14 protein-coding genes and 3 pseudogenes are annotated in these 25,425 nt (G+C 69.9%); 13 read left to right on the top strand and 4 right to left on the bottom strand.

What is annotated here, in order from left to right; translation table 11 throughout:
- Nucleotides 1–115 precede the first annotated feature (115 nt).
- The 4 genes from SSPS47_RS25975 to SSPS47_RS25990 all read left to right on the top strand — a co-directional run bounded on the left by SSPS47_RS25975 (nucleotide 116) and on the right by SSPS47_RS25990 (nucleotide 4,364).
- On the top strand, nucleotides 116–1,330 hold the full coding sequence (locus SSPS47_RS25975; RefSeq protein WP_164253076.1) for a histidine kinase: 1,215 nt from the start codon (nucleotides 116–118) through the stop codon (nucleotides 1,328–1,330).
- Nucleotides 1,327–1,995 (top strand): response regulator transcription factor, encoded by a 669-nt coding sequence (locus tag SSPS47_RS25980; RefSeq protein ID WP_164253077.1) that lies wholly within the window; start codon nucleotides 1,327–1,329, stop codon nucleotides 1,993–1,995. The genes SSPS47_RS25975 and SSPS47_RS25980 overlap by 4 nt, the downstream gene beginning before the upstream one ends.
- Nucleotides 1,996–2,091: 96 nt before the next feature.
- Nucleotides 2,092–2,697 (top strand): DUF485 domain-containing protein, encoded by a 606-nt coding sequence (locus SSPS47_RS25985; RefSeq protein ID WP_164253078.1) that lies wholly within the window; start codon nucleotides 2,092–2,094, stop codon nucleotides 2,695–2,697.
- On the top strand, nucleotides 2,694–4,364 hold the full coding sequence (locus tag SSPS47_RS25990; RefSeq protein ID WP_164253079.1) for a cation acetate symporter: 1,671 nt from the start codon (nucleotides 2,694–2,696) through the stop codon (nucleotides 4,362–4,364). The genes SSPS47_RS25985 and SSPS47_RS25990 overlap by 4 nt, the downstream gene beginning before the upstream one ends.
- Nucleotides 4,365–4,390: 26 nt before the next feature.
- Here SSPS47_RS25990 and SSPS47_RS25995 read toward each other — a convergent pair whose 3' ends face one another.
- Together SSPS47_RS25995 and SSPS47_RS26000 are read right to left on the bottom strand one after the other, a co-directional pair.
- On the bottom strand, nucleotides 4,391–5,068 hold the full coding sequence (locus SSPS47_RS25995) for a response regulator (protein WP_147878149.1): 678 nt from the start codon (nucleotides 5,066–5,068) through the stop codon (nucleotides 4,391–4,393).
- A complete protein-coding gene (locus SSPS47_RS26000) occupies nucleotides 5,065–6,762 on the bottom strand; it encodes a sensor histidine kinase (RefSeq protein ID WP_164253080.1) in 1,698 nt (565 codons plus the stop codon). The genes SSPS47_RS25995 and SSPS47_RS26000 overlap by 4 nt, the downstream gene beginning before the upstream one ends.
- A 346-nt stretch (nucleotides 6,763–7,108) precedes the next feature.
- On the opposite strand from SSPS47_RS26000, the pseudogene SSPS47_RS26005 reads away from it, so the two are divergent.
- The 8 genes and pseudogenes from SSPS47_RS26005 to SSPS47_RS26040 form a co-directional block, all read left to right on the top strand.
- Nucleotides 7,109–11,398: pseudogene (locus SSPS47_RS26005) on the top strand (discoidin domain-containing protein).
- A gap of 115 nt (nucleotides 11,399–11,513) precedes the next feature.
- Nucleotides 11,514–12,521, top strand: coding sequence for a LacI family DNA-binding transcriptional regulator (locus SSPS47_RS26010; protein WP_147878146.1), 1,008 nt, complete (start codon nucleotides 11,514–11,516; stop codon nucleotides 12,519–12,521).
- Nucleotides 12,522–12,780: 259 nt separating this feature from the next.
- Nucleotides 12,781–14,202, top strand: coding sequence for an extracellular solute-binding protein (locus SSPS47_RS26015; protein WP_164253081.1), 1,422 nt, complete (start codon nucleotides 12,781–12,783; stop codon nucleotides 14,200–14,202).
- A gap of 85 nt (nucleotides 14,203–14,287) precedes the next feature.
- Nucleotides 14,288–15,247 (top strand): sugar ABC transporter permease, encoded by a 960-nt coding sequence (locus SSPS47_RS26020; protein ID WP_164253082.1) that lies wholly within the window; start codon nucleotides 14,288–14,290, stop codon nucleotides 15,245–15,247.
- 15 nt (nucleotides 15,248–15,262) lie between these two features.
- On the top strand, nucleotides 15,263–16,192 hold the full coding sequence (locus SSPS47_RS26025) for a carbohydrate ABC transporter permease (RefSeq protein WP_164253083.1): 930 nt from the start codon (nucleotides 15,263–15,265) through the stop codon (nucleotides 16,190–16,192).
- A gap of 120 nt (nucleotides 16,193–16,312) precedes the next feature.
- The gene (locus SSPS47_RS26030) at nucleotides 16,313–17,953 is read left to right on the top strand and encodes a glycoside hydrolase family 13 protein (RefSeq protein WP_164253084.1); all 1,641 of its coding nucleotides are present in this window, start codon (nucleotides 16,313–16,315) and stop codon (nucleotides 17,951–17,953) included.
- A gap of 172 nt (nucleotides 17,954–18,125) precedes the next feature.
- Nucleotides 18,126–19,865 carry a glycosyl hydrolase family 28-related protein gene (locus tag SSPS47_RS26035; RefSeq protein WP_164255013.1) on the top strand — a complete coding sequence of 580 codons (1,740 nt, stop codon included), beginning with the start codon at nucleotides 18,126–18,128 and terminating at the stop codon, nucleotides 19,863–19,865.
- A gap of 163 nt (nucleotides 19,866–20,028) precedes the next feature.
- A pseudogene (locus tag SSPS47_RS26040) lies at nucleotides 20,029–20,406 on the top strand (GTP-binding protein); the annotation flags it as partial.
- A 196-nt stretch (nucleotides 20,407–20,602) separates the two neighbouring features.
- Here the strand turns inward: SSPS47_RS26040 and SSPS47_RS26045 are convergent.
- Nucleotides 20,603–21,819: pseudogene (locus tag SSPS47_RS26045) on the bottom strand (IS110 family transposase).
- Between the two features lie 109 nt (nucleotides 21,820–21,928).
- Between SSPS47_RS26045 and SSPS47_RS26050 the strand changes: the two are divergent.
- Nucleotides 21,929–22,831 (top strand): GTP-binding protein, encoded by a 903-nt coding sequence (locus tag SSPS47_RS26050; protein WP_164253085.1) that lies wholly within the window; start codon nucleotides 21,929–21,931, stop codon nucleotides 22,829–22,831.
- Nucleotides 22,832–22,847: 16 nt separating this feature from the next.
- Here SSPS47_RS26050 and SSPS47_RS26055 read toward each other — a convergent pair whose 3' ends face one another.
- On the bottom strand, nucleotides 22,848–25,298 hold the full coding sequence (locus tag SSPS47_RS26055) for a DNA topoisomerase IV subunit A (protein WP_164253086.1): 2,451 nt from the start codon (nucleotides 25,296–25,298) through the stop codon (nucleotides 22,848–22,850).
- Nucleotides 25,299–25,425: the final 127 nt, after the last annotated feature.

The following is a 25,425-nucleotide window of genomic DNA, read 5'->3' on the forward strand; positions in this document are numbered from 1 at the left end:
GCTCCGGGCTCCACCCACGGGTGGAGCCCGGAGCCGTTTCCGCCTCCCCCCAGGAGGGGATCCGGCGGGCCGCCCGGCTCCGTAGCATTCGAAGCCGAGAGAGAGGGCTTCGCCAATGCCGATCGGCGCGGTGACCGTGTGGCCGAGCAGGGAGGCGCTGACCCGCGTGGGGGTGCCGCGCGTCAGGACGGCGCTGGACTGCCTGCTGGTCGGTGGGCTGGTCGGCTGGCTGTTCGCGACCGCGTACACCGCGGACGTCTTCCACGGCTGGCGGGCGGTGCTGCCCGTGCTGGGCATGCTGTGCTTCGGGACGGCCGTGGTGTTCCTGCACCGGTGGACCGTGCGGAGGCGGCTTGTTCCCTCGCTGGGGCTGTTCCTCGTGATCGCGCTCCTGGGGACCGGCGCGAGCGCGGCGGGGGCCGAGGGCACGGCCGCGCTGCTCTGGATCCTGGGCGGCGCCCTCGCGGTGGAGAGACTGCCGCTCGCACCGGCCGTGGGCGTCTGGGCGGTGCTCTCCGCGGCCCTCGCGCTGGCGAACACCGAGGCGTTGACGGAGGTGGCGATCACGATGGGCGCCGTCCTGCTCGGCGGCTACACGCTGCGGCTCGACGCGCAGGCGCGCGGGGCCGGGTTCCGGCTGCTGGCGCAGGAGCGCGCCGCGCGGGCGGCCGAGGCCGAGTCGGCCGCGCTGGCCGAGCGGGCCAGGATCGCCCGCGAGATCCACGACGTGCTGGCCCACAGCCTCTCCGCGCAGCTCGTGCACCTGGAGGCGGCGCGCCTCCAGATCGAGGGCGGATACGACCGTGAGCAGGTGCTGCGGCGCGTGGTGGAGGCGCGGAGCATGGCCCGGCAGGGGCTGGCGGAGACGCGCCAGGCGCTCTCCGCCCTCCGCGGCCAGCTGGTCCCCGTCGAGGACTATCTGCGGGAGCTGGCGGTCGACGGGGTGCGGACCGAGGTCGTGGGGGAGCCGCGGCTGCTGCCCACCGATGCCTCGCAGGCGGTGCGGCGCGTCGCCCAGGAGGCGCTGACGAACGCGCGCAAGCACGCTCCGGGGGCGGGCGTGACGATGCGGCTGGAGTACGCGCGGTACGCGGTGACCCTGGAGGTACGCGACGAGGGCGCGTCCGCGCCGGGCAGCGAACTCGCCGCCTCCGGCTCCGGGTACGGTCTCCTGGGGATGCGGGAGCGCGCCGAACTGCTGGGCGGCACTCTGGAGGCCGGACCCGCGGCCTCTCTTGAAGGCGGCGCCGGCGGAGCCCCGTACGGCTCCGGACCGCCGGACGGGTCCGAGGGGAAGGGCTTCACCGTGCGTCTGCGAGTGCCCGTATGACGGCCCGGGTGATCGTGGCCGACGACCAGGCGGTGGTGCGCGAGGGCATCGTCATGCTGCTCGGGCTGCTGCCCGGCATCGAGGTCGTCGGCGCCGCGAAGGACGGCGAGGAGGCGGTGGCCCTCGTCGGTGAACTCGCCCCCGACGTCGTGCTGATGGACCTCCGTATGCCGCGCTGCGACGGGGTCGAGGCGACCCGCCGGATCCGCGAGCGGCATCCGGCGACCCAGGTCGTGGTGCTCACCACCTACGCCGACGACGACTCGCTGTTCCCCGCCCTGCGGGCGGGCGCGCGCGGCTATCTGACCAAGGACGCGGGCGGCGACGAGATCGTCCGGGCGGTCCAGGACGTCATGGCCGGGGACGCGGGGCTCGCCCCCGCCGTGCAGCGGCGGCTGCTGGAGCGGGTCAGCGCGGTCGCCCCCGTACCGGCGCGCGAGTCGCCGCCCGACGGGCTCACCGCCCGTGAGACCGAGGTGCTGTCCCTGGTCGCAGAGGGGTTCTCCAACAAGGAGATCGCCGGGCGCCTGCACATCGGAGCGGCCACGGTGAAGACCCACATCAACAACATCTTCGCCAAGGCCGGGGTGCGCGACCGGGCGCAGGCGGTGCGCTACGCCTATCAGCACGGACTCATCCGGTCACCCGGGACAAACGTCACCTGATGGGGTGAAGCCCAGGGGAGAAGAGTCCGGGATCTTCCCATTCCGCCCATCCTTGGGGCGCGGCCGAAAGGGTCGGCTGACAAGGAGAGTTGACCGGTGGAGAAGCAGGAAGGGCGCGGCGCCGCGACCGTGCGGACCGACGACCCCTGGTACGACGCGCTGGCCTCCGGCTGGGGCGAACTGGACGGTACGGGGGCGCCGACGACGCCTGTCGCGCCCGCGACCACGCCCGCCACAGCCACAGCGACAGCCACGGTTCATGCCGGCGGCGGAGCAGGTGAGCCCGGCGAGGCGGCGGAGCACGGGCTCGGCGCCGCCGACATCTATCTGGAGGTCCAGCGGAGCGCGGCGTTCCAGGAGGTACGCGCCCGCTACCGCCGGTTCGTCTTCCCTGCCACCGCCGCCTTCCTGGTCTGGTACCTGGCGTACGTCGTCGCCGCGACCACGGCGCCGGATCTGATGGCGCGCCCGGTGGCGGGGGCCGTGAACGTGGCGATGGTCGCGGGGCTCGGACAGTTCCTCAGCACGTTCCTGCTGACCTGGGCGTACTCGCGCCACGCCCGGCTGCACCTGGACCGGGACGCGCTCGATCTGCGCTGGAGCGTCTTCGACCTGACGAGGTCGCGGGAGCTCGGTACGGCGCGGCAGTCCGGGACGCCGGGCGAGCCCGGTACGGCGCGGGCAGGGGAGCGGCGGCGATGAGCGGCGATCACCAGAGCCTGGCGCTGCTGCTGTTCAGCGTTTTCGTCGCGGTCACCCTCGGCATCACCACCTGGGTGAGCCGCCACCGGCAGGGCTCGGCGGAGGAGTTCTACACCGGCGGACGCCTCTTCTCACCCATGGAGAACGGTTTCGCCATCGCCGGCGACTACATGTCGGCCGCCTCCTTCCTCGGTATCTCCGGCCTCATCGCCCTCTTCGGCTACGACGGCATGCTCTACTCCGTCGGCTTCCTCGTCGCCTGGCTGGTCGTGCTGCTGCTGGTGGCCGAACTCGTCCGTAACTGCGGCCGGTTCACCATGGCCGACGTCGTCGCCACCCGGATGCGCGAGCGCCCCGTCAGGATCGCGGCGGGCACTTCCTCCGTCGCCGTCTCCATTCTCTATCTGGTGGCGCAGATGGTCGGGGCGGGCAGTCTGGTCGCGCTGCTGCTCGGGGGAACGAGCGAGGCCGCGCGCGCCTGGACGGTGATCGGCGTGGGCGCGCTGATGGTCGTCTACGTGACGCTCGGCGGGATGCGGGCCACCACCTGGATCCAGATCGTCAAGGCCGTGCTGCTGATGGCGGGCACGGTCGCGCTGACCGTGCTCGTACTGGTCCGTTTCCACGGCGACTTCAACGCGCTGCTCAACACCGCCGCCGAACGCAGCGGCCACGGCAAGGAGTTCCTGTCACCGGGCCTCGCCTACGGCGGGGGCTGGACCGCGCGGTTCGACTTCATCAGCCTGGGGCTGGCCCTGGTGCTCGGCACGGCCGGACTGCCGCACATCCTGTCCCGCTTCTACACCGTGCCGACCGCCCGCGCCGCCCGCAGGTCGGTCGTCTGGTCCATCGGGCTCATCGGGAGCTTCTACCTGATGACGATCGTGCTCGGCTTCGGCGCCGCCGCCGTGGTCGGCACCGCCGAGGTGCGCGCGTCGAGCGCGGCGGGGAACACGGCGCTGCCGCTGCTCGCCCTGGACCTGGGCGGCGGCGCGGGGTCCACCGGCGGAACGGTTCTCTTCGCCGTGGTCGCCGCCATCGCCTTCGCGACGATCCTCGCCGTCGTCGCCGGCATCACCCTCGCCTCGTCGGCCTCCGTCGCGCACGATCTCTACGCCTCCCTCAAGAAGCCCGAGAAGCCCGAGAAGCCGAGAACCGGATCCTCAGCCGATGCCCGCTTTGGACTCCGCGCCGACTCCCGCGCCGACTCCCGCGCCGAGCCGCGCGGCGAGGTCGCCGTCGCCCGGATCGCGGCGGCCGGTATCGGCGCCGTGGCCATCGCGCTCGGGCTGCTCGCCCGCGACCTCAACGTCGCCTTCCTGGTGGGTCTCGCGTTCGCCGTCGCCGCCTCCGCCAATCTGCCGGTGCTGCTCTACTCGCTCTTCTGGCGGAACTTCACCACGCGCGGAGCGGTCTGGTCGGTCTACGGCGGACTGGTACCGGCGGTGCTGCTGGTGGCGTTCTCCCCCGTGGTGTCGGGGAGCCCGGAGGCGATCTTCCCGGGCGTCGACTTCCATGTCTTCCCGCTCCAGAACCCGGGCCTGGTCTCGATCCCGCTCGGCTTCCTGGCGGGCTGGATCGGCACGGTCCTCTTCCGCGAACACGCGGACGAGACCAAGCACGCGGAGTCCGAGGTGCGTTCACTCACCGGCGCGGGCGCCGTCTGAGCGGGCGCGGTCCCGCGTGCCCCGGTTCAGCCGCTCGTCGCCCAGGCGTAGCGGTGCTCCGGGCGGCCCGTCTCGCCGTACCGGAGACTGAGCCGGACCCGCCCCGCCCGCTCCAGCAGTTTGAGATAACGCTGCGCCGTCTGCCGGCTCATCCCGGCGCTCTCGGCGATCTCGTGGGCGGACAGCGGCCCTTCGGCGCCGAGCAGCACCTGGCGCACCACCTCGGCGGTGCTCGGCGAGTGCCCCTTGGGCAGTTCGGGCGTGGCGGACGCCGAAAGCGCGCCGAACATCCGGTCCACATCGGCCTGTTCGGCCTCGCCGCCGCTCTCCAGTGTGCGGCGCAGCGTCGCGTACGCCTCCAGCTTGGTCCGCAGCCCGGCGAAGTTGAACGGCTTGACCAGGTACTGGAGCGCCCCGTGGCGCATCGCCGACTGGACGGTGGCGACGTCGCGCGCGGCGGTCACCATGATCACGTCGGTCCGGTGGCCGAGCCCGCGCAGTTCCCGTACCACCGAGAGCCCGTCGCGGTCGGGCAGATAGTGGTCGAGGAGGATCAGGTCGACGGGCCGCTCGGTGAGCCGGGTGAGTGCCTCCGTCCCCGAGTGCGCCTTGGCGACGACCCGGAATCCGGCCACCTTCGCCACATAGGCGGTGTTGATGTCGGCGACCCGGATGTCGTCGTCCACGACCAGTACGTCGATCATCGTGTCTCCCCTGTGGTGACGGGCTCTGCCGGCTCGCGGACGACGTGGTCCGGTGGCGCGGCGTCCCGTGTCACGCGCTCCGTATCGGCGAGTGCCTCGGGCAGGACGACGGTGAACTCCGCGCCCCCGTCGGCGGATTCGGTGACGCGAGCGCTGCCGCCCTGGCGCTCGGCGAGCCTGCGCACCATGGCGAGGCCCAGTCCGCGCCGGCCGTGGGTGGGCAGTTCCTTCGTGGTCCAGCCCTCGGTGAAGACCAGTTCGCGCTGTTCCCGCGGGACGCCGGGGCCGCTGTCGGAGATCCGCAGGACGACCGTACGGCCCTCGGCCCGTACCTCCACCTCGATGCGCGGGTCCTCGGAGCCGGCCGCCGCGTCCAGCGCGTTGTCCACGAGATTGCCCAGGACCGTGACGAGCCCCTGCGGGTCGACGAGCCGGTCGGGCAGCAGGGTGGCCGGCGAGATGCGCAGCGAGACGCCCCGCTCGGCGGCGACGGTGGCCTTGCCCACCAGCAGCGCGGCCGGCAGCGGGTCGTGGATCCGCTCGGTGACCTGCTCGGCGGTGGCCCGGTGCACGCCGACGACCTCGGTCACGAACTCCACCGCCTCGTCGTGCATCTCCAGCTCCAGCAGGCCCATCACCGTGTGCATCCGGTTGGCGTGCTCGTGGTCCTGGGCGCGCAGGGCGTCGATGAGACCGCGGGTGGCGTCCAGCTCCCGGCCGAGCTGTTCCAGTTCCGTACGGTCACGGAGTGTGGCGACCGCGCCGCCGTCGTCGGTCGGCATCCGGTTGGCGATGAGCACCCGGGCGCCGCTCACGGTCAGCAGGTCGTCGCCGGCCACCCGGCCGGCCAGTACGTCGGTGGTACGGCCCGGTCCGAGGACCACGTCGAGCGGTTGTCCCGTGGCCTCGGGCCCGAGGCCGAGCAGCCGCTGCGCCTCGTCGTTCATCAGCCGGATCCGCCCCGTCCCGTCGAGTGCGATCACTCCCTCGCGCAGGCTGTGCAGCATGGCCTCGCGCTCCGCGAGCAGCGCCGAGATGTCGGAGAAGGCCAGGTCATGGGTCTGGCGCTGAAGGCGCCTGGAGATCAGGAAAGCGGCCAGCGCGCCGACGGCCAGGGCGCCGCCCGCGTACGCGAGCAGGCCGGGGATCGTGGCGAGCAGACGTTCGCGGACGCTGTCGTACGCGATGCCCACCGACACGGCGCCGACGATCCTCCCCGATTCGTCGCGCAGCGGGACCTTGCCGCGCGCCGAGCGGCCGAGGGTGCCGCTGTCGATCTCCATGACGTCGTGGCCGGCTATCGCCTCGCTGGGATCGGTGGAGACGATCCTGCCGATCTGGCCGGTGTCGGTGTGTGACCAGCGGACCCCGCGTCTGTCCATGATCACGACGTACTCGGCGCCGGTGGCCTCTCTGATGCGTTCGGCCTCCTCCTGCACCGGTCCGTCCACCGAGGGCCGCGACGCCAACAGCGCGTCCGCCACCGGTTCGGACGCCGTCGTCTCGGCGATCGCCAGTGCCCTGCGCATGGCCTGGTCGTCGAGCTGGTCGCTCAGCGGCCGGAGGAACATCCCCGTGGCGAGCACGGCGGTGCCCGCGGCGATGGCCAGCTGCATCAGCAGCACCTGGGAGAAGACGCGCCGTGGCCAGCCGAATCGCCGTCGTCGCGGTGGGGTCGTCGGTCCGGCGTTCATGTCTAGGAACGGTAGACGGCGCCGGTGCCTTTCTGAAATTTTCAGATTTACGCAAATGATTTACGTAGTTTGCGGCTCGCTTGCGGTGTGCTGAAAGTTCGCTGGAAAGCTGACAGATAGGAGCTGGTGGGTCCGGCTTGAGTGTCTTCGAGCCAGAGAACGGCCGGGTTGGTCCTGTCGCACTGGTGAACTCTCTCGCATTTCTCTGCAACTCTCTGACCGCACAACGCAAAAGATTTTGCTCCGCAGTGCAGAAACGCTAGTCACACCAGCCAGGTGGCACCAGCCATGCAGTCAGAGCCGCGCCTCGCCGCGCCCCCGCGCCGAGGCCGAAGATCGGGGACACATGAGATCTCACCGATGGAGATGGCGGGCGATCTCCGCCGCCCTCACCACCAGTCTCCTGATGGTCGGCGTGCCGTCGCTCACCGCTTCGGCGGCCGACGGACCCAACATCGCCGCGGGCGCCACCGCGGCGGCGAGCAGCGCGTCGAACGACCACTGAGCCCGAATGGTCGCCGACGGCAATCAGTCGACGTACTGGCAGGGCTCGGGCAAGAGCCTCCCCCAGTGGGTCCAGACCGATCTGGGCTCCGCCGCCCGGATCGACCAGGTGACGCTGAAGCTCCCCGCGCACTGGGAGACCAGACGGCAGACCCTCGCCGTCCAGGGCAGCGCCGACGGCACCAGCTTCTCGACCCTGAAGACCTCCGCCTCGTACACCTTCAATCCGGGCAAGGCCAACGAGGTCACCGTCTCGTTCCCCGCCACCCGGACGCGGTACGTCCGCCGCGTGAACATCACGAAGAACTCCGTCGCCTCCGCGGGCCAGCTCGCCGAGCTCCAGGTCCACAGGGCCGCCGCGGCGTCGGTCAACCTCGCCGCGGGCCGGACGCTCACCGAGAGCAGCCACACCGAGGTGTACGCGGCGGCCAACGCCAACGACGGCAACAAGGCCAGCTACTGGGAGAGCCGTAACGGCGCCTTCCCGCAGTGGCTCCAGGCCGACCTCGGCTTGTCCGTGGGCGTCAGCAGCGTCGTACTGAAACTCCCCGACGGCTGGGAGGCCAGGAGCCAGACGCTCAAGCTCCAGGGCAGCACCAACGGCTCGGCCTTCACCGACCTGACGGCGTCCAAGGCCTACCAGTTCGCGCCCGGGTCCGGTAACACCGTGACGATCCCCTTCGACGCCACCACCACGCGCTACGTACGGGTCCTGGTCACCGCCAACTCCGCCCAGCCCGGCGCCCAGTTCTCCGAGCTGGAGATCTACGGCCCCGAGACGGGGGACACCCAGGCCCCGACGGCCCCCACGGAGCTGGCGTGCACCGAGCCCGCCTCCGGTCAGATCAAGCTGACCTGGAAGGCGTCGACCGACAACACGGCGGTCACCGGCTACGACGTCTACGCCGACAACGTGCTGCGCACCAGCGTCGCCGGGAACGTCACCACCTTCACCGACACCCAGCCCGGCAACACCGAGGTCTCGTACCACGTACGGGCCAAGGACGCCGCGGGCAATGTGTCGGGCAACAGCAACACCGTCACCCGTAAGCCGGCCGGCGGCGACACCCAGGCGCCGACCGCGCCCACCGGCCTCGCCCACACGTCGCCCTCGTCCACCCAGGTCAAGCTCACCTGGCAGGCGTCCAGCGACAACACGGCGGTCACCGGCTACGAGATCTACGCCAACAACGTGCTGCGCGACACCGTCGCGGGCAACGTCCTGACCTTCACCGACACCCAGCCGGCCGGCACCATGGTCGCGTACTTCGTACGGGCCAGGGACGCGGCGGGCAACCGGTCGGGCAACAGCAACACGGTGACACGCACCGGCAGCAGCGGCTCGGTCTCCAACCTGGCCGTCGGCAAGCCGATCAGCGCCTCCTCCGTGGTCCACACGTTCGTGGCGGCCAACGCCAACGACAACTCGACGTCGACCTACTGGGAAGGCGCCGGCGGCAGTTACCCCAACACGCTGACCGTGAAGCTGGGCGCCAACGCCTTCGCCGAGAGCGTCGTCGTCAAGCTCAACCCGGACAGCGGCTGGGGACCGCGTACCCAGAACATCCAGGTGCTGGGCCGCGAGCAGAACGCCACGGCCTTCACCAGCCTGGCCGCCGCGAAGGACTACGCGTTCAGCCCGGCCTCCGGGAACCAGGTGACCATCCCGGTCTCCGGGAACGTCGCCGACGTCCAGCTCAGGTTCACCTCCAACACCGGTTCCGGCGCGGGCCAGGTGGCCGAGTTCCAGGTGCTCGGCGAGCCGGCGCCCGACCCCGACCTCCAGGTCACGGCCCTGACCGCCAACCCCGCCGAGCCGGTCGAGTCGAACCCGATCACCCTGACGGCGACGGTACGCAACAACGGCACGGTCGCCGCGGCGGCGAGCTCGCTGGAGTTCCGCCTCGGTGACTCCAAGGTCGGCACGGCGGCGGTGGGCACCCTCGCCCCCGGCGCGTCGGCCAATGTCAGCGCCGCGATCGGACCGCGCGACGCGGGCTCGTACGAACTCAGCGCGGTCGCCGACGTGGCGGAGGCGGTGATCGAGCAGAACGAGACCAACAACACCTACACCGCCTCGGCCCCGCTGGTGGTGAAGCCGGTCGCCAGCTCCGACCTGGTCGCGACGGTCGGCACCTCTCCGTCCGCCCCGGCGGCCGGAGACACGGTCAACTTCTCCGCCACGGTCAAGAACCAGGGCACCGTCGCCTCCGCGGGCGGCAGCCACGGCGTCACCCTGACCGTGCTCAACTCCGAGGGCGCCACGGTGAGGACCCTCACCGGCGCGCACACCGGGGTCGTCGCGGCGGGCGCCACCACCGCCCCCGTCCCGCTCGGCACCTGGACCGCGGCCAACGGCTCGTACACGGTGAAGGTGGTGCTCGCCGACGACGCCAACGAGGTGCCGGTCAAGCGCGAGAACAACACCAGCACGCAGTCGCTGTTCGTCGGCCGCGGCGCCAACATGCCGTTCGACAGGTACGAGGCCGAGGACGGCACCACCGGCGGCGGCGCCACGAAGGTCGGTCCCAACAGGACCGTCGGCGACATCGCGGGCGAGGCGTCGGGCCGCAGGGCCGTCAACCTCGACGCCACCGGCGAGTACGTCGAGTTCACCACCCGGGCCAGCACCAACACCCTGGTGACCCGCTTCTCCATCCCCGACTCGGCGGGCGGCGGGGGCATCAACTCCACGCTCAACGTCTACGTGGACGGCGTCTTCCTCAAGGCGATCGACCTCACGTCGAAGTACGCCTGGCTGTACGGCGCCGAGGCGGGACCGGGCAACTCCCCGGGCCAGGGCGCGCCCCGTCACATCTACGACGAGGCGAACGTGATGCTGGGCAAGACCGTCCCGGCCGGCAGCAAGATCAAGCTCCAGAAGGACGCGGCCAACAACACCACCTACGCGATCGACTTCATCAACCTGGAGCAGGTCGCGCCGACCGCCAACCCGGACCCCGCCACCTACACGGTCCCGGCCGGGTTCACCCACCAGGACGTGCAGAACGCCCTTGACCGGGTCCGGATGGACAGCACCGGCACCCTGAAGGGCGTCTACCTGCCCGCCGGTGACTACCAGACGGCCAGCAAGTTCCAGGTGTACGGCAAGCCCGTGCAGGTGATCGGGGCCGGTCCCTGGTACACCAAGTTCCACGCCCCGTCGACGCAGGACAACACCGACATCGGCTTCCGGGCCGAGGCCGCAGCCGCGGGTTCGTCGTTCAAGAACTTCGCGTACTTCGGCAACTACACCTCGCGCATCGACGGTCCGGGCAAGGTGTTCGACTTCTCCAACGTGCGCGACATCGAGATCGACAACATCTGGAACGAGCACATGGTGTGCCTCTACTGGGGCGCGAACACCGACGACATGACCATCAAGAACTCCCGTATCCGCAACATGTTCGCCGACGGCATCAACATGACCAACGGCAGCACCGGCAACCTCGTGACCAACAACGAGGCGCGGGCCACGGGAGACGACAGCTTCGCGCTGTTCTCGGCGATCGACGCCGGCGGCGCGGACATGAAGGACAACGTCTACGAGAACCTGACGTCGATCCTGACCTGGCGCGCGGCGGGTGTGGCCGTCTACGGAGGCTTCAACAACACCTTCCGCAACATCCATATCGCGGACACGCTCGTGTACTCGGGCATCACGGTCAGCTCGCTGGACTTCGGCTACCCGATGAACGGCTTCGGGACCGAGCCCACGACGATCGAGAACGTGTCGATCGTGAGAGCCGGCGGCCACTTCTGGGGCGCGCAGACGTTCCCCGGTATCTGGCTGTTCTCCGCGTCCAAGGTGTTCCAGGGCATCCGCATCAACAACGTGGACATCGTCGACCCGACGTACAGCGGGGTCATGTTCCAGACCAACTACGTAGGAGGACAGCCACAGTTCCCGATCAAGGACACCATCCTCAGCGACATCTCGATCACCGGTGCGAAGAAGAGCGGTGACGCCTACGATGCCAAGTCGGGCTTCGGGCTGTGGGCGAACGAGCTGCCGGAGGCGGGGCAGGGTCCCGCGGTCGCTGAGGTCACCTTCAACGGTCTCAGGATGAGCGGCAACGCATTGGACGTGAAGAACACCACGCCCAACTTCAAGATCCATATCAACCCGTAGCGGCAGGGCGCGCCGCTGTGGTGCCGACCGGGACCTCTCGGGCGGCACCATGGCTGTGCAGGCTCTTTACGCTCGGAAGCAAGTAGCTTGCATTATTTGCGCTAGTCTTGCGTGTATGACGCGACGACTTGCTCAGGTGGCTAAGAAGGTTGGGGTCAGCGAGGCCACGGTCAGCCGGGTGCTCAACGGCAAGCCGGGAGTTTCCCAGGCCACCCGGCAGTCCGTGCTGACGGCACTGGACGTGCTCGGGTACGAGCGGCCGACACAGCTGCGCGGTGAGCGCGCCAGGCTGGTCGGCCTCGTCCTGCCCGAACTCCAGAACCCGATCTTCCCCGCCTTCGCCGAGGTGATCGGCGGCGCGCTGGCGCAGCAGGGGCTGACCCCCGTCCTGTGCACACAGACCAAGGGCGGCGTCTCCGAGGCGGACTACGTCGAACTGCTGCTCCAGCAGCAGGTGTCCGGAGTCGTCTTCGCCGGCGGGCTCTTCGCCCAGGCCGACGCGCCCCACGAGCACTACCGCCAGCTCCACGAGCGCCGGATCCCGGTCGTGCTCATCAACGCGCCCATAGAGAACCTCGACTTCCCCACCATCTCCTGCGACGACGCCGTCGCCGTCGAGCAGGCGTGGCGGCATCTGGCGTCGCTCGGCCACGAGCGCATCGGCCTCGTCCTCGGCCCGGCCGACCACGTACCGTCACGGCGCAAGCTGGCCGCCGCCCTGGCGATCGTGAAGGCGGCGGGGGAGTCCCTGCCCGACGAGTACATCGAGCGGTCGATGTTCTCCCTGGAGGGCGGCCAGGCCGCCGCCGCGCGGCTGCTGGACCGCGGTGTCACCGGCATCATCTGCGCGAGCGACCCGCTGGCGCTGGGCGCCGTACGGGCGGCCCGCCGGCGCGGTCTGGACGTCCCCGGCGAGGTCTCCGTCGTCGGGTACGACGACTCCGCCTTCATGAACTGCACCGAGCCCCCGCTGACCACCGTCCGCCAGCCGATCGAGGCCATGGGCCGGGCGGCGGTGGAGCTGCTGTGCGCGCAGATCCAGGGCGGCGCCGTGCCGCCGGGTGAGCTGCTGTTCGAGCCGGAGCTGGTCGTACGCGGCTCCACGGCGCAGTCGCCGCGGTAGGCCGCCCGACCTGCTCACGCAAGCCCCTTCCAGGGCCCCCTCGGGGGCCCTGTGGCGCTCCCGGGGGTCCTGTCTGACAAATCCCGCCCTGTCCAACTCCGGCTCCCGGGGCGGCCCGTGGCCGATGCGGAGGACTGTCAAACTTTTACGAAAACAGCGCGAGATATTGCGGTCCCCTGTCGGCGGTGGTTGAGTGTGCCGCGCCCCGGCAGAGTTTCAGCCGTGGGCCTTCCACGCTCATGCCCGAAGGGGACCACCGATGAGAAGTGCTGGGTTCCGCCGTATTCGCCGTACCGACCGCACCGCCGCGGCCGCCATTGTCACCGTGCTCGCCCTGACTCTCGCCGCCTGCGGCACGAGCAGCAGCAGTAGCGACGACGACGGCGACTCCGGCGGCGGGTCGTCCGACCCGTCAGCGCCGTTGGACCCGAAGGCCAAGGTGACACTCTCGATCGACTGTATGCCGCCGGCCGCGAAGGCCGCGGAGCTGAAGGAGTGGAACGAGGACGTCAAGGAGTTCAACAAGACGTACCCGAACGTCAAGATCAACGGGAAGTCCACGCCCGGCCAGTGCCTGGAGCCGCCGCGCTTCACCGCGATGCTCAAGGCGAAGTCCCAGCCCGACGTGTACTACACGTACTTCACCGACCTCCAGCAGGTGCTGGACAACGACGGGGCCGAGGACATCTCGGCGTACGTCAACGACGAGTCCGTGCCCGCGCTGAAGGACATCGACCCCAACGTCCTGGACGTGCTGAAGCAGGACGGCAAGCTCTACGGCCTGCCGACCAGCAACTACACCATGGGTCTGCTGATCAACCGCAAGCTCTTCGAGGAGGCGGGACTGGACCCCAACTCGCCCCCCACCACGTGGGAAGAGGTCCGTACGGCCTCGAAGAAGATCGCCGGCATCGGCGGCGGCGTCTCCGGCTTCGGTGAGTACAGCGCCGGCAACAACGGCGGCTGGCACTTCACCGCGTCGATCTACGGTCTCGGCGGCGAGGTCGTCGACTCCACCGGCAAGAAGGCCGCGTTCAACACCGACCTGGGCAAGCAGGTCCTGCAGAACCTCCACACCATGCGGTGGGAGGACGACAGCATGGGCAAGACCCAGCTGCTCAAGTGGGGCGACCTGCAGAAGCAGATAGCCACCGACAAGCTGGGCATGTTCCTCGCCGCGCCCGACGACATCACGTACATGGTCCAGCAGCTCGGCGCCAAGTACGAGAACTTCGGCATGGGCCCGATCCCCGGCGCCGAGGCGACCCTCTTCGGCGGAAACAACTACATGATCAAGAAGGGCAGTTCGCCCGACAAGATCAAGGCCGCCGTCGCCTGGCAGAACTTCAAGTTCCTCACCCCCGGCAAGGGCCAGTTCCAGTGGGACCGCAGCAAGGCCGACAAGCTCCCCGTCGGACTGCCGCAGCCGAACTTCTGGCTCGGTGACTCCAAGGCCAAGGACGACGCGCTGCGCAGCGAGCACGCCACCATGCCCGTCGAGAACTTCAAGCCCTTCATGGACAACCCGGTCAAGGGCAAGGCCGAGCCGCCGAAGGCGCAGGAGATCTACAAGATCCTCGACGTCGCGATGTCCGGCGTGCTGACCAACAAGGACGCGGACCTCGACAAGCTCCTGTCGACCGCCGAGAAGCAGGTCAACCAAGTCCTGGCGACTCAGTAACGGACGGGCGGGACCGGGTCACGCGGACCCGGTCCCCGCCAGTCGGCGAGTGAACGAGTCTGCGCACCGGCACCGAGGAGAGACCATGTCGGCCCCCACCCTGTCCAAGAGCAAGGCGGCCCCGCCGGGCCACGGACGCCCCGGCTCCCGCCGGACGGACTTCGCCCGCGAGGAGTTCGTACGGTCCGTGCGCCGCAATCTCTCGGCGCACGGGTTCCTGATCGGAGCCGTACTCTGCTTCTCCTTCTTCTCCTGGTATCCGATGGTCAGGGAATTCATCCTGGCCTTCCAGAAGAACGAGAACGGGAAGACCACCTGGGCCGGCTGGTCCAACCTCACCTACATCTTCAACGACCCGGCCTTCTGGCAGGCGTGGCGCAACACCCTGCTCTTCACCGGTCTCGCCCTGCTGCTGGGATTCGTCGTCCCGTTCCTCGTCGCCGTCGTACTCAACGAGTTCCGGCACGGCCAGGGATATCTGCGGCTGCTCGTCTATCTCCCGGTGATGCTCCCGCCGGTCGCCTCCGTGCTGCTGTTCAAGTACTTCTACGACCCCGGATACGGCCTGTTCAACCGCATCCTGGAGACCTTCGGACTACCCGCCCAGCAGTGGCTCCAGGACACCGACACGGCCATGCTCTCCGTGGTCATCGCGGCGACCTGGATGAGCATGGGCGGCGCCACCCTGATCTATCTCGCCGCGCTCCAGTCGATTCCCGGTGAGCTGTACGAGGCGGCCGAACTCGACGGCGCGGGAATCCTCCGCAAGATCTGGCACGTCACCATCCCGCAGACCAAGCTCATTCTCTCGCTGATGCTGCTCATGCAGATCATCGCGACGATGCAGGTGTTCACCGAACCGTTCCTGCTCACCAACGGGGCGGGACCGGAGGGGTCGACGACGACGGTCGTCTACCTCATCTACCAGTACGCGTTCAACTTCAACAACTACGGCAGTGCGGCGGCGCTCGGACTCGTCCTGCTCGTACTCCTCGCGGGATTCTCCGCGGTGTACGTACGACTCAGCCGCGGCAACGAAGACTAGGAGGGGAGAGAAGGCATGACAGCGAACACCCTCATACCCCCGCGCAAGCGGGCCGCCGCCGTCGAGGTCGCCCGCCCGCGGACCCTGATCTCACCCGCCCAACTGGGCAGATCCCGTGGCAGAGCGGTCTACTGGATCGTCTTCGCCCTGGTGGTCCTCCTCTTCACCCTCGTCTTCCTCGGACCGCTCTACTGGATGGTCACCGGCGGTCTCAAGACCACCCAGGAAGTCGTGCAGAGCCCGCCGACGGCCTTCCCCACCTCCGTGCACCCGGAGAACTACGAGCAGGCGTGGAAGGTGATGGACCTGGCCAAGCTGCTCTTCAACACCCTCTACTACGCGTTCGGCGCGCTCGCCTTCCAGCTGATCTTCGACGTGGCCGCCGCCTACTCCCTCTCCAAGCTCCGGCCGATCTTCGGCAAGGCCATCCTCGGCATGATGCTGATGACGCTCATGATCCCGGCGACCGTCCTCGTCGTACCCCAGTACCTGACGGTGCTCGACGTACCCATCGTCGAACGCAACCTCCTCAACTCGCCCTGGGTGATCTGGCTGCCGTCCGTGACCAACGCCTTCAACATCTTCCTGCTCAAGAGATTCTTCGACTCGATACCGAGGGAACTGCTGGACGCCGCGGCCATCGACGGGGCCTCGGCGATGCGCACCCTGAGATCCGTGGTGCTGCCGATCTCCCGGCCGATCCTCGGAGTCGTCTCGATCTTCGCGGTCGTGGGGGTCTGGAAGGACTTCCTCTGGCCGATGCTCACCCTGCCCGATCCGGGCAAACAGACCCTGAACGTGGGCATCTACTCGCTCGCGAGCGGAGTACCGGAGAACGTCCTGATCGCCGCGCTCACCATCGCGTCCGTCCCGACGCTGCTCATCTTCCTGCTCTTCCAGCGCAACATCATGAGCGGTCTGACCGCGGGCGGCCTCAAGGGCTGATCGTCCTCTCCGCTCCGTCCGACCCACTCCCCACCAGCGCTCCGCCGCCCGCCCTCTCGTCCAGCGCCCCGTTGTCCGGGGGCCGGCGGCGGAGTCCCACCTGCCCGAAAGGACCGTCACGTGGCAGCCATCCAGCCGGCCGAGGCCACCGTCGAATGGTGGCGCGACGCCGCCATCTACCAGGTCTATGTACGCAGCTTCGCCGACGGCGACGGCGACGGCACCGGAGATCTCGCCGGCGTGCGGTCCAGGCTGCCGTATCTCGTGGAACTGGGCGTGGACGCACTTTGGTTCACCCCCTGGTACCTCTCACCGCTCGCCGACGGCGGCTACGACGTGGCCGACTACCGGACCATCGACCCGGCCTTCGGCACCCTCGCCGAGGCGGAGAAGCTGATCGCCGAGGCCCGCGAGCTGGGGATCCGCACGATCGTCGACATCGTGCCCAACCATGTCTCCGACCAGCACGTCTGGTTCAAGGCGGCCCTGGCGGCCGGACCCGGCAGCCCCGAGCGCGAGCTGTTCCACTTCCGCCAGGGGCGCGGGGAGAGCGGTGAACTGCCCCCGAACAACTGGGTGTCCGAGTTCGGCGGCGTCCCCTGGACCCGGCTGGACGACGGTGACTGGTATCTGCATCTGTTCGCCACCGGTCAGCCCGACCTCAACTGGGCCCATCCGGCGGTCCGCCGGGAACACGAGGACGTGCTGCGCTTCTGGTTCGACCGGGGCGTGGCCGGTGTACGGATCGACTCGGCCGTCCTGCCCGCCAAGGACCCCGCCCTGCCCGACTTCACACCCGGCAACGACCCCCACCCCTTCGTGGACCGCGACGAACTCCACGACATCTACCGTTCGTGGCGCGCCATCGCCGACGAGTACGAGGGCATCTTCGTCGGCGAGGTCTGGCTTCCCGACGCCGAGCGCTTCGCCCGCTATCTGCGCCCCGACGAACTGCACAGCGCCTTCAACCTCGGCTTCATGTCGTGCCCGTGGGACGCGGACCTGCTGCGGACAGCCGTCGACGACACACTCGCCGAGCACGCGCCGGTCGGTGCCCCCGCCACCTGGGTGCTCTCCAACCACGACGTCACCCGCACGGTGACCCGCTACGGACGCGAGGACACCGGCTTCGACTTCGCGGCCAAGGCCTTCGGCACCCCGACGAACCTGGAGCTGGGTACGAGACGGGCGCGCGCCGCCGCGCTGCTCTCGCTGGCACTGCCCGGCGCCGTCTACGTCTATCAGGGCGAGGAGTTGGGCCTGCCCGAGGCGGACATCCCGCGCGACCGCATCGAGGACCCGATGCACTTCCGCTCCGGCGGCACCGATCCCGGCCGCGACGGCTGCCGCGTACCGCTGCCCTGGCGGGCGGACGCGCCGTACGCCGGCTTCGGGGGGGACACCGAACCGTGGCTTCCGCAGCCGGAGTCCTGGGCGAAGTACGCCGCGGACCTCCAGACGGACGACCCGCACTCGATGCTCAGCCTCTACCGGGAGGCCCTGCGGCTGCGCCGTACGGAGCCGGGATTCACCACGGGGGCGTCGGGGGAGCCGGGGGACGGATCCGAGGGGGCGCTGACCTGGCTGCCCTCCGGCCCCGGGGTGCTCTCCTTCACCCGCACCGACGGCCTGATCTGCGTCGTCAACCTCGCCGGGCCCCCCACGGAGCTGCCCGGCCACAGAAGCGTTCTGCTCACCAGCGGCCCCCTGGACGACGAGGGGAGGCTGCCGCAGGACACCGCGGCCTGGCTGCGGAGCTGACTCCGCGGCCGAACCGTCCGCCCCGTACGCCCGACCGCGCGGAACCGCGGCCGGGGGCACGGGGCGGACGGGAGGCGTAGGCCCCCTGACATCCCTCCGCCCCACAGGAAGGTGCAGGACCCGCATGAAACTATCTGTCAGGAACGCGACATATCGCGGTACGGCGAGGAAGATGACACTGCCGATCGCCACCACCGTGGCCGTCGCGGCCACCGGACTCGCACTCGTCGCCCCCACGGCGACGGCCGGTCCGGCCGGCGCACCCGCCCCCGCGGGGGTCGCCGCGGCCGGCGCGACCCTCCCCTTCACCTCCGTCGAGGCGGAGGACGCCACCACGAACGGCACGGCCGTCGGGCCCGATTACACCCAGGGCACCCTCGCCTCGGAGTCCTCCGGCCGGCGCGCCGTCCAGCTCGCCGCGGGCCAGAGCGTGGAGTTCACGCTCCCCGCCGCCGCGAACGCGGTCAACCTCGCGTACAGCGTCCCGGACGGGCAGAGCGGCACCCTCGCGGTGTACATCGACGGCGAGAGGACCGACACGACGCTCGCCGTCACGTCCAAGTACTCGTACATCGACACGCCCTGGATCGCCGGCGCCAAGACGCACCATCTGCTCGACAACACCCGCGCGCTGCTCGGGCGCGACCTGTCCGCCGGCGCGAAGGTCAAGTTCGAGGCGAGCGTCCCGACCACGGTCGACGTCGCGGACTTCGAACAGGTCGCCGGGCCCGCCGGTGCCCCGTCCGGCGCGGTCTCGGTCGTCGACAAGGGCGCCGACCCGAGCGGGCAGGGGGACTCCACACAGGCGTTCCGCGAGGCGATCGCCGCCGCGAAGGGCGGCGTCGTGTGGATCCCGCCGGGCGACTTCAAACTGACCCAGTCGCTCAGCGGTGTGGACGACGTCGAGATACGGGGCGCGGGCAACTGGCACTCGGTGGTGCGCAGTTCGCGCTTCATCGACCAGTCGGGCGCCCCGACCGGCAGGGTGGGACTGCACGACTTCGCCGTCATCGGCGAGGTCACCGAGCGCGTCGACAACAACCCGGACAACTTCGTCAACGGCTCGCTCGGTCCGGACTCCGCCGTGTCCGGCATGTGGCTCCAGCACCTGAAGGTCGGCCTCTGGCTGACCGGCAACAACGACAACCTCGTCGTGGAGAGGAACCGCATCCTCGACATGACGGCCGACGGGCTCAATCTGAACGGCACGGCCAAGGGTGTCCAGGTACGTGAGAACTTCCTGCGCAACACCGGCGACGACTCGCTCGCCATGTGGTCGCTGGGCACCACCAACAGCTCCAGCACCTTCGCCGACAACACCGTCTCGCAGCCCAACCTCGCGAACGGCATCGCGATCTACGGAGGCCGCGACATCACGGTCAAGGACAATCTGATCCTCGACACCAATGCCCTGGGCAGCGGTATCGCGATCTCCAACCAGAAGTTCATGGACCCGTTCTTCCCGCTGGCCGGCACGATCACGGTCGCCGGGAACACCCTCGTACGCACGGGCGCCATGAACCCCAACTGGCAGCACCCGATGGGCGCGCTGCGGGTCGACGCGTACGACAGCGCCATCGAGGCGGACGTCAACATCACCGGCACCACCATCACCGACAGCCCCTACAGCGCCTTCGAGTTCGTCTCCGGCAGCGGAACGGGCAAGGCGGTCGCCCATGTGAGCGTCGACGGTGCGACCGTCGACGGGGTCGGGACGGTCGTGGTCCAGGCGGAGACACCCGGCGCGGTCGCGTTCAGCGGCGTCACGGCGACGGACGTGGGCGTCGCCGGGACGTACAACTGCCCCTACCCGGCGGGCAGCGGCACCTTCGAGATCACCGACGGCGGCGGCAACTCCGGCTGGGACACGGCCTGGGACGACTGCGCGACCTGGCCCGAGCCCGCGGAGTAGGACGGCTCCGGCTCTGCCCCCGACCGCCGGACGGGCTCCTTCGGCCCGTCCGGCGGTCGAGGACGAACCGGCCACCGGCCGGCACCGGTGAGCCGCTCTCCTATCCTGGAGCGGGCAGGCGCACGGCTCTGCCCGACCTCCTACGGAAAGGCGGGGCGCGGTCTTGAATCCGAGCACGGCCGGCAGGCAGATTCCGGTGGTCGTCCTCGCGGGCTTCCTCGGCTCGGGCAAGACGACCCTGCTCAACCATCTCCTGCGCCGCCGCGCCGGCAACCGCGTCGCCGTGATCGTCAACGACTTCGGGGCCGTCGAGATCGACGCCATGACGGTCGCGGGACAGATCGGCTCCACGGTCTCCCTCGGCAACGGCTGCCTCTGCTGCGCCGTCGACGCGAGCGAACTCGACGGCTATCTGGAGCGGCTGACCCGCCCCGCCGCGCGGATCGACATCATCGTCATCGAGGCGAGCGGCCTCGCCGAACCGCAGGAACTCGTCCGGATGATCCTCGCGGGCGACAACCCGCGCACCGTGTACGGGGGGGGTGCCCCTATCTGTTTCGTCAACCCCGGTGGGGTCGGCTTGTAGGGGTTGATCCTGGTTTTTTGGGACGTCCCGCGAAGCGGGATGTCCCCGACGGATCGGGTGGCTGATGGGCAGTGCGGTGGTCGGCGGGGCCGCGGTGGCCGTGCCGGTGCGCGGGTGTGATGGGGCCTGGAGGGCGGGGGCGGTGGAGTCGTCAGGCAGCGAGGTCGACGTCGCCCGGGGTGCGTGCTTCGTAGAGAGCCCCGGTGCGGATCATCGCGTGGATGACGTTCACGCGCTGGCGGGCCAGGCGGAGGATCGCCTGGGTGTGGGTCTTGCCGCGTGCGCGTTGGCGGTCGTAGTAGGTCCGGGAGGACGGGTCGGTTTTGCAGCCGATCGCGGCGAACGCGGCCTGGAACAGGGCCCGTTTGAGGAGCCGGTTGCCGCGGTGGGGTGCGTGTTCGCCGCGAATCGAGGTGCCGGAGGACTTCGTGGCCGGGGCGAGTCCGGCGTAGGAGGCGAGGTGTCCGGCGCTGGGGAAACCGGTGCCGTCACCGATCGCGACGATCACGGCGGCCGTGGTCCTGACGCCCAGGCCGGGCAAGGAGGTCAGGAGGTGGAAAAGAGGGAGGGCCTCCAGCAGGGCAGCGATCTCCTGCTCGGCCTGGCGGCGCTGAGTGTGGGCGGCGGCGAGCTGGGCGGCGAGTCCCGGCACGATCAGCGCGGATGCCGGTGCCGGGAACGACGAGGGTCTGCTCGGCGAGCGCGTCGAAGATCTCTGCGGTGAGGTGGTGGGCCTTGCGCGAACCGTGCGCCTTGAGCAGGGACTCGCAGCGGGCCCGGCCCAGTTTCTTCAGCCTGGCTGGGGAGTGGCGCTGGAGGAGAGCCTGGATGTAGGGGTACCAGGCGGGGGCCGAGGACACGTTCGAGGGAGGGATGGATCTGGGAGAGCAGGCCACGCAGCCGGTTGGTGGTGCGGTTGACCTCGCCGGCCAGGTCGTTGTCGTAACCGGTGAGCATCGTCAGCTCGGCCAGCACCTCGTCGTCGCGGTCCACCGCCCGCAGGGTGTGCGGCATCGTGCGGGCGGTCTCGGCGATCACGAACGCGTCGCGGGCATCGGTCTTGGCCTCGCCGGGATGCAGGTCGGCGGCCCGCCGCATCGACAGCCCGGGCAGGTAGGCCACCCGGCAGCCCGCCGCACGGGCCACCGTCAGCGGCAGCGCACCGATGTTCGCGACCTGGTCCACGATCACCAGAACGGTGCCGAACTTCGCCACCAGCCTGGTGAACAGCTCCAGCAGTCTCGGCTCGGTGTTGGGCAGCCGCTTGTCGTGCACGGTTCTGCCGTCCCGGGTCCGGCCGTGGGCGTGGTGGAACTCCTTGCCCAGGTCCAGGCCGAGGAAGAGATCTATCGCGGTCGTGTCGACCATGTGCGTGTGCCTCTCGCCACTCGTCTCCTGAAACTCCCGGCCGTCCCTGCGGCACCACACGCCGGCAACCACGTTACGCAGACATGCCGCCCGGTGAAGCGGCCCGGCATTGCGCCGGACCAGGCGGTCGTCAGGCCCCTCATCAGCGGTCAAGCGGTGCCCCGAAGCCCAGCGGCAACACCCCCCAGGTCATCGCCTTCGACAGGGGGCACACAGCCATACCGGACCCGGGGGCCAGGAACCCCATTGCGGGGCCACGAGAAAGGTAACGGGGCTGGTCGAGGTCGTGGACGCGGCCGAGTTCGACGCCACCCGCGAGCGGCACCCCGAGACCGACCGCCATCTCGCCATCGCCGACCTGGTCGTCCTGAACAAGACCGACCGTGTGACACCGGCCGAACACGAGCGCGTCCTCGGCGTGGTCGCGGAGCTGGGGCCGGACGCGGCGGTGGTCTCCGCGTCGTACGGGAGGATCGACCCCGGCCTGCTCTTCGACCCCGCCACCCGCCCGGCCGAGGACGAGAAGGTCCGCCAGCTCTCCTTCGAGGACCTGCGCGCCGACGAGGGGCAGGACGAGGGCCGGGGCGAGGGCCACGCGCACGCGCACCACCCGCACACCGGCTACGAGAGCCTGTCCTTCGACGAACCGGCCGCCATGGACCCCCGCCGGCTCATGGCCTTCCTCGACTCGCGGCCGGAAGGGCTCTACCGCGTCAAGGACTTCGTGGACTTCGGCGCGGCCGACCCGGACAACCGTTACGCCGTACACGCCGTCGGGCGCTTCCTGCGCTTCTACCCGGAGCCCTGGCCACGGGGTGCCGAGCGCCGCACGCAGCTCGTCCTCATCGGCTCCGGCATCGACCGCGACGCCCTGGACAAGGAGCTGCGGGTCTGCGCCGTCACCGGCGCCGACAGCGACCTCGGCGAACTCGGCGACGAGGCCGCCATGTGGGGCGTCCTGCGCTACGTACGGTCCGGGCCGGCGGCCGAAGAGGCCACCGACCCGGTCTGACCACCGAACACCCGCGTCAGCTCGCCGGACCCGCCAGGACGGCCACGACCGACGGCGGCGGCGTCCCCGAACCGTCCCTGCGCGGATCGGGCTCCGGCAGCGTGGCCGGTGAGCCGTTCTTCTGCGCGGCCCGGGCCGGGGCCGCGCCCGCCCAGGCGAAGATCAGCAGGTCCTCGCCCTTGAGGAAGCGCTGGCAGCGCACCCCGCCGGTGGCCCGCCCCTTGCGCGGATACTGGTCGAACGGCGTGAGCTTGGCCGTCGTCTCCGAGTCGTCCAGCGTGCCGTGCGAGCCCGCGACCGTGTAGACCACCCCGTCGCCCGCCGGGTCGACCGCCGTGAAGGAGATCACCGACGCGCCCTCGGCCAGCTTGATACCGGCCATGCCCCCCGCGGGCCGGCCCTGCGGCCGTACCTGCGACGCCTGGTAGCGCAGCAGTTGGGCGTCGGAGGTGATGAAGACCAGATCCTCCTCGCCCGTACGCAGCTCGGCCGCGCCCACCACCCGGTCACCCTCCTTGAGGCCGATGACCTCCAACTCGTCCTTGTTGGACGGATAGTCGGGGACGACCCGCTTCACGACACCCTGGAGCGTGCCCAGCGCCAGACCGGGCGAGGACTCGTCCAGCGTCGTGAGACAGACCAGGTCCTCGTCGGGCTCCAGCGTCAGGAACTCCGCAAGCGGCGCCCCGCCCGACAGGTTCGGCGCCGAGGCGGTGTCGGGCAACTGCGGCAGGTCGATGACGGAGATCCGCAGCAGCCGGCCGGCCGAGGTGACGGCTCCGACCTCGCCGCGCGCCGTCGCCGGCACGGCCGAGACGATCACGTCGTGCTTCACCCGCTTGCCGTCGCCGCTGCCCAGCGGGCCGCCGTTGGCCGTACGCGCCAGCAGCCCGGTGGAGGACATCAGCACCCGGCACGGGTCGTCGGCCACCTCCAGCGGCACCGCGGCGACCGGCGAACTGCCCGACTCCAGCAGCACCGTGCGCCGGTCGGTGCCGAACTTCTTGGCCACCGTGGCCAGTTCACCGGAGACGAGCTTGCGCAGCTCGCTGTCCGACTCCAGGATGCCGGTCAGCTCGTCGATCTCGCCGTTGAGCCGGTCGCGCTCGCTCTCCAGCTCGATCCGGTCGAACCGGGTGAGCCGGCGCAGCGGCGTGTCCAGGATGTACTGCGTCTGGATGTCGCTCAGCGAGAAGCGCTCGATCAGCCGTTCCTTGGCCTGCGCCGAGTTGTCGCTCGACCGGATGAGGCGGATGACCTCGTCGATGTCGACCAGCGCGACGAGCAGACCCTCGACCAGATGCAGCCGGTCGCGCCGCTTGGTCCTGCGGAACTCGCTGCGCCTGCGTACGACGGTGAACCGGTGGTCGAGATAGACCTCCAGCAGCTCCTTGAGCCCCAGCGTCAGCGGCTGGCCGTCCACCAGCGCCACGTTGTTGATGCCGAAGGTCTCCTCCATCGGCGTCAGCTTGTAGAGCTGCTCCAGCACCGCCTCGGGGATGAAGCCGTTCTTGATCTCGATGACCAGACGCAGCCCGTGCGCCCGGTCGGTGAGGTCCTTGACGTCGGCGATGCCCATCAGCTTCTTCGCCGAGACCAGGTCCTTGATCTTGGCGATCACCTTCTCCGGGCCGACGGTGAAGGGCAGTTCGGTCACGACGAGGCCCTTGCGGCGCGCGGTGACGTCCTCCACGGTGACCGTGGCGCGGATCTTGAACGTGCCGCGCCCGTTCTCGTACGCGTCCTTGATGCCCTGGAGGCCCACGATCCGGCCACCGGTGGGCAGGTCGGGCCCCGGCACGTACCGCATCAGCGTTTCCAGGTCGGCGCCCGGGTGCTTGATCAGGTGCCGTGCGGCGGCGATGACCTCGCCGAGGTTGTGCGGCGCCATGTTCGTCGCCATGCCGACGGCGATTCCGGAGGCGCCGTTGACCAGCAGATTCGGATACGCGGCGGGCAGCGTGACCGGTTCCCGCTCCTGGCCGTCGTAATTCGACTGGAAATCGACGGTGTCCTCGTCGATCGACTCGGTCATCAGTGACGTCGCGTCAGCCATCCGGCACTCCGTGTACCGCATGGCGGCCGGCGGGTCGTCGTTGCCGAGGGAGCCGAAGTTGCCGTGCCCGTCGACGAGCGGCAGCCGCATCGAGAAGGGCTGTGCCATCCGGACGAGGGCGTCGTAGATCGACGCGTCCCCGTGCGGGTGCAATTTACCCATCACCTCACCGACGACACGGGCGCACTTCACGTAGCCGCGGTCGGGGCGCAGGCCCATCTCGTTCATCTGGTACACGATGCGCCGGTGCACCGGCTTCATGCCGTCGCGGGCGTCGGGCAGGGCGCGGGAGTAGATCACCGAGTACGCGTACTCAAGGAAGGAGCCCTGCATTTCATCGACCACGTCGATGTCGAGGATCTTCTCCTCGAAGTCCTCCGGCGGCGGGGTCTTCGTGCTGCGGCGGGCCATCGCTGCTGCGGCTCCTTCACAGGTCTGTGCGGGTCTGGACGGACAACTTCGGGGACTCTGAGCGGACAACTTGAGGAACTGACGCGGACCATTGTGGCCCGCCGGACTGACAACGCCGACCTCGACC

It is taken from the genome of Streptomyces sp. S4.7 (assembly GCF_010384365.1).
In the GTDB taxonomy this organism is placed as follows: domain Bacteria; phylum Actinomycetota; class Actinomycetes; order Streptomycetales; family Streptomycetaceae; genus Streptomyces.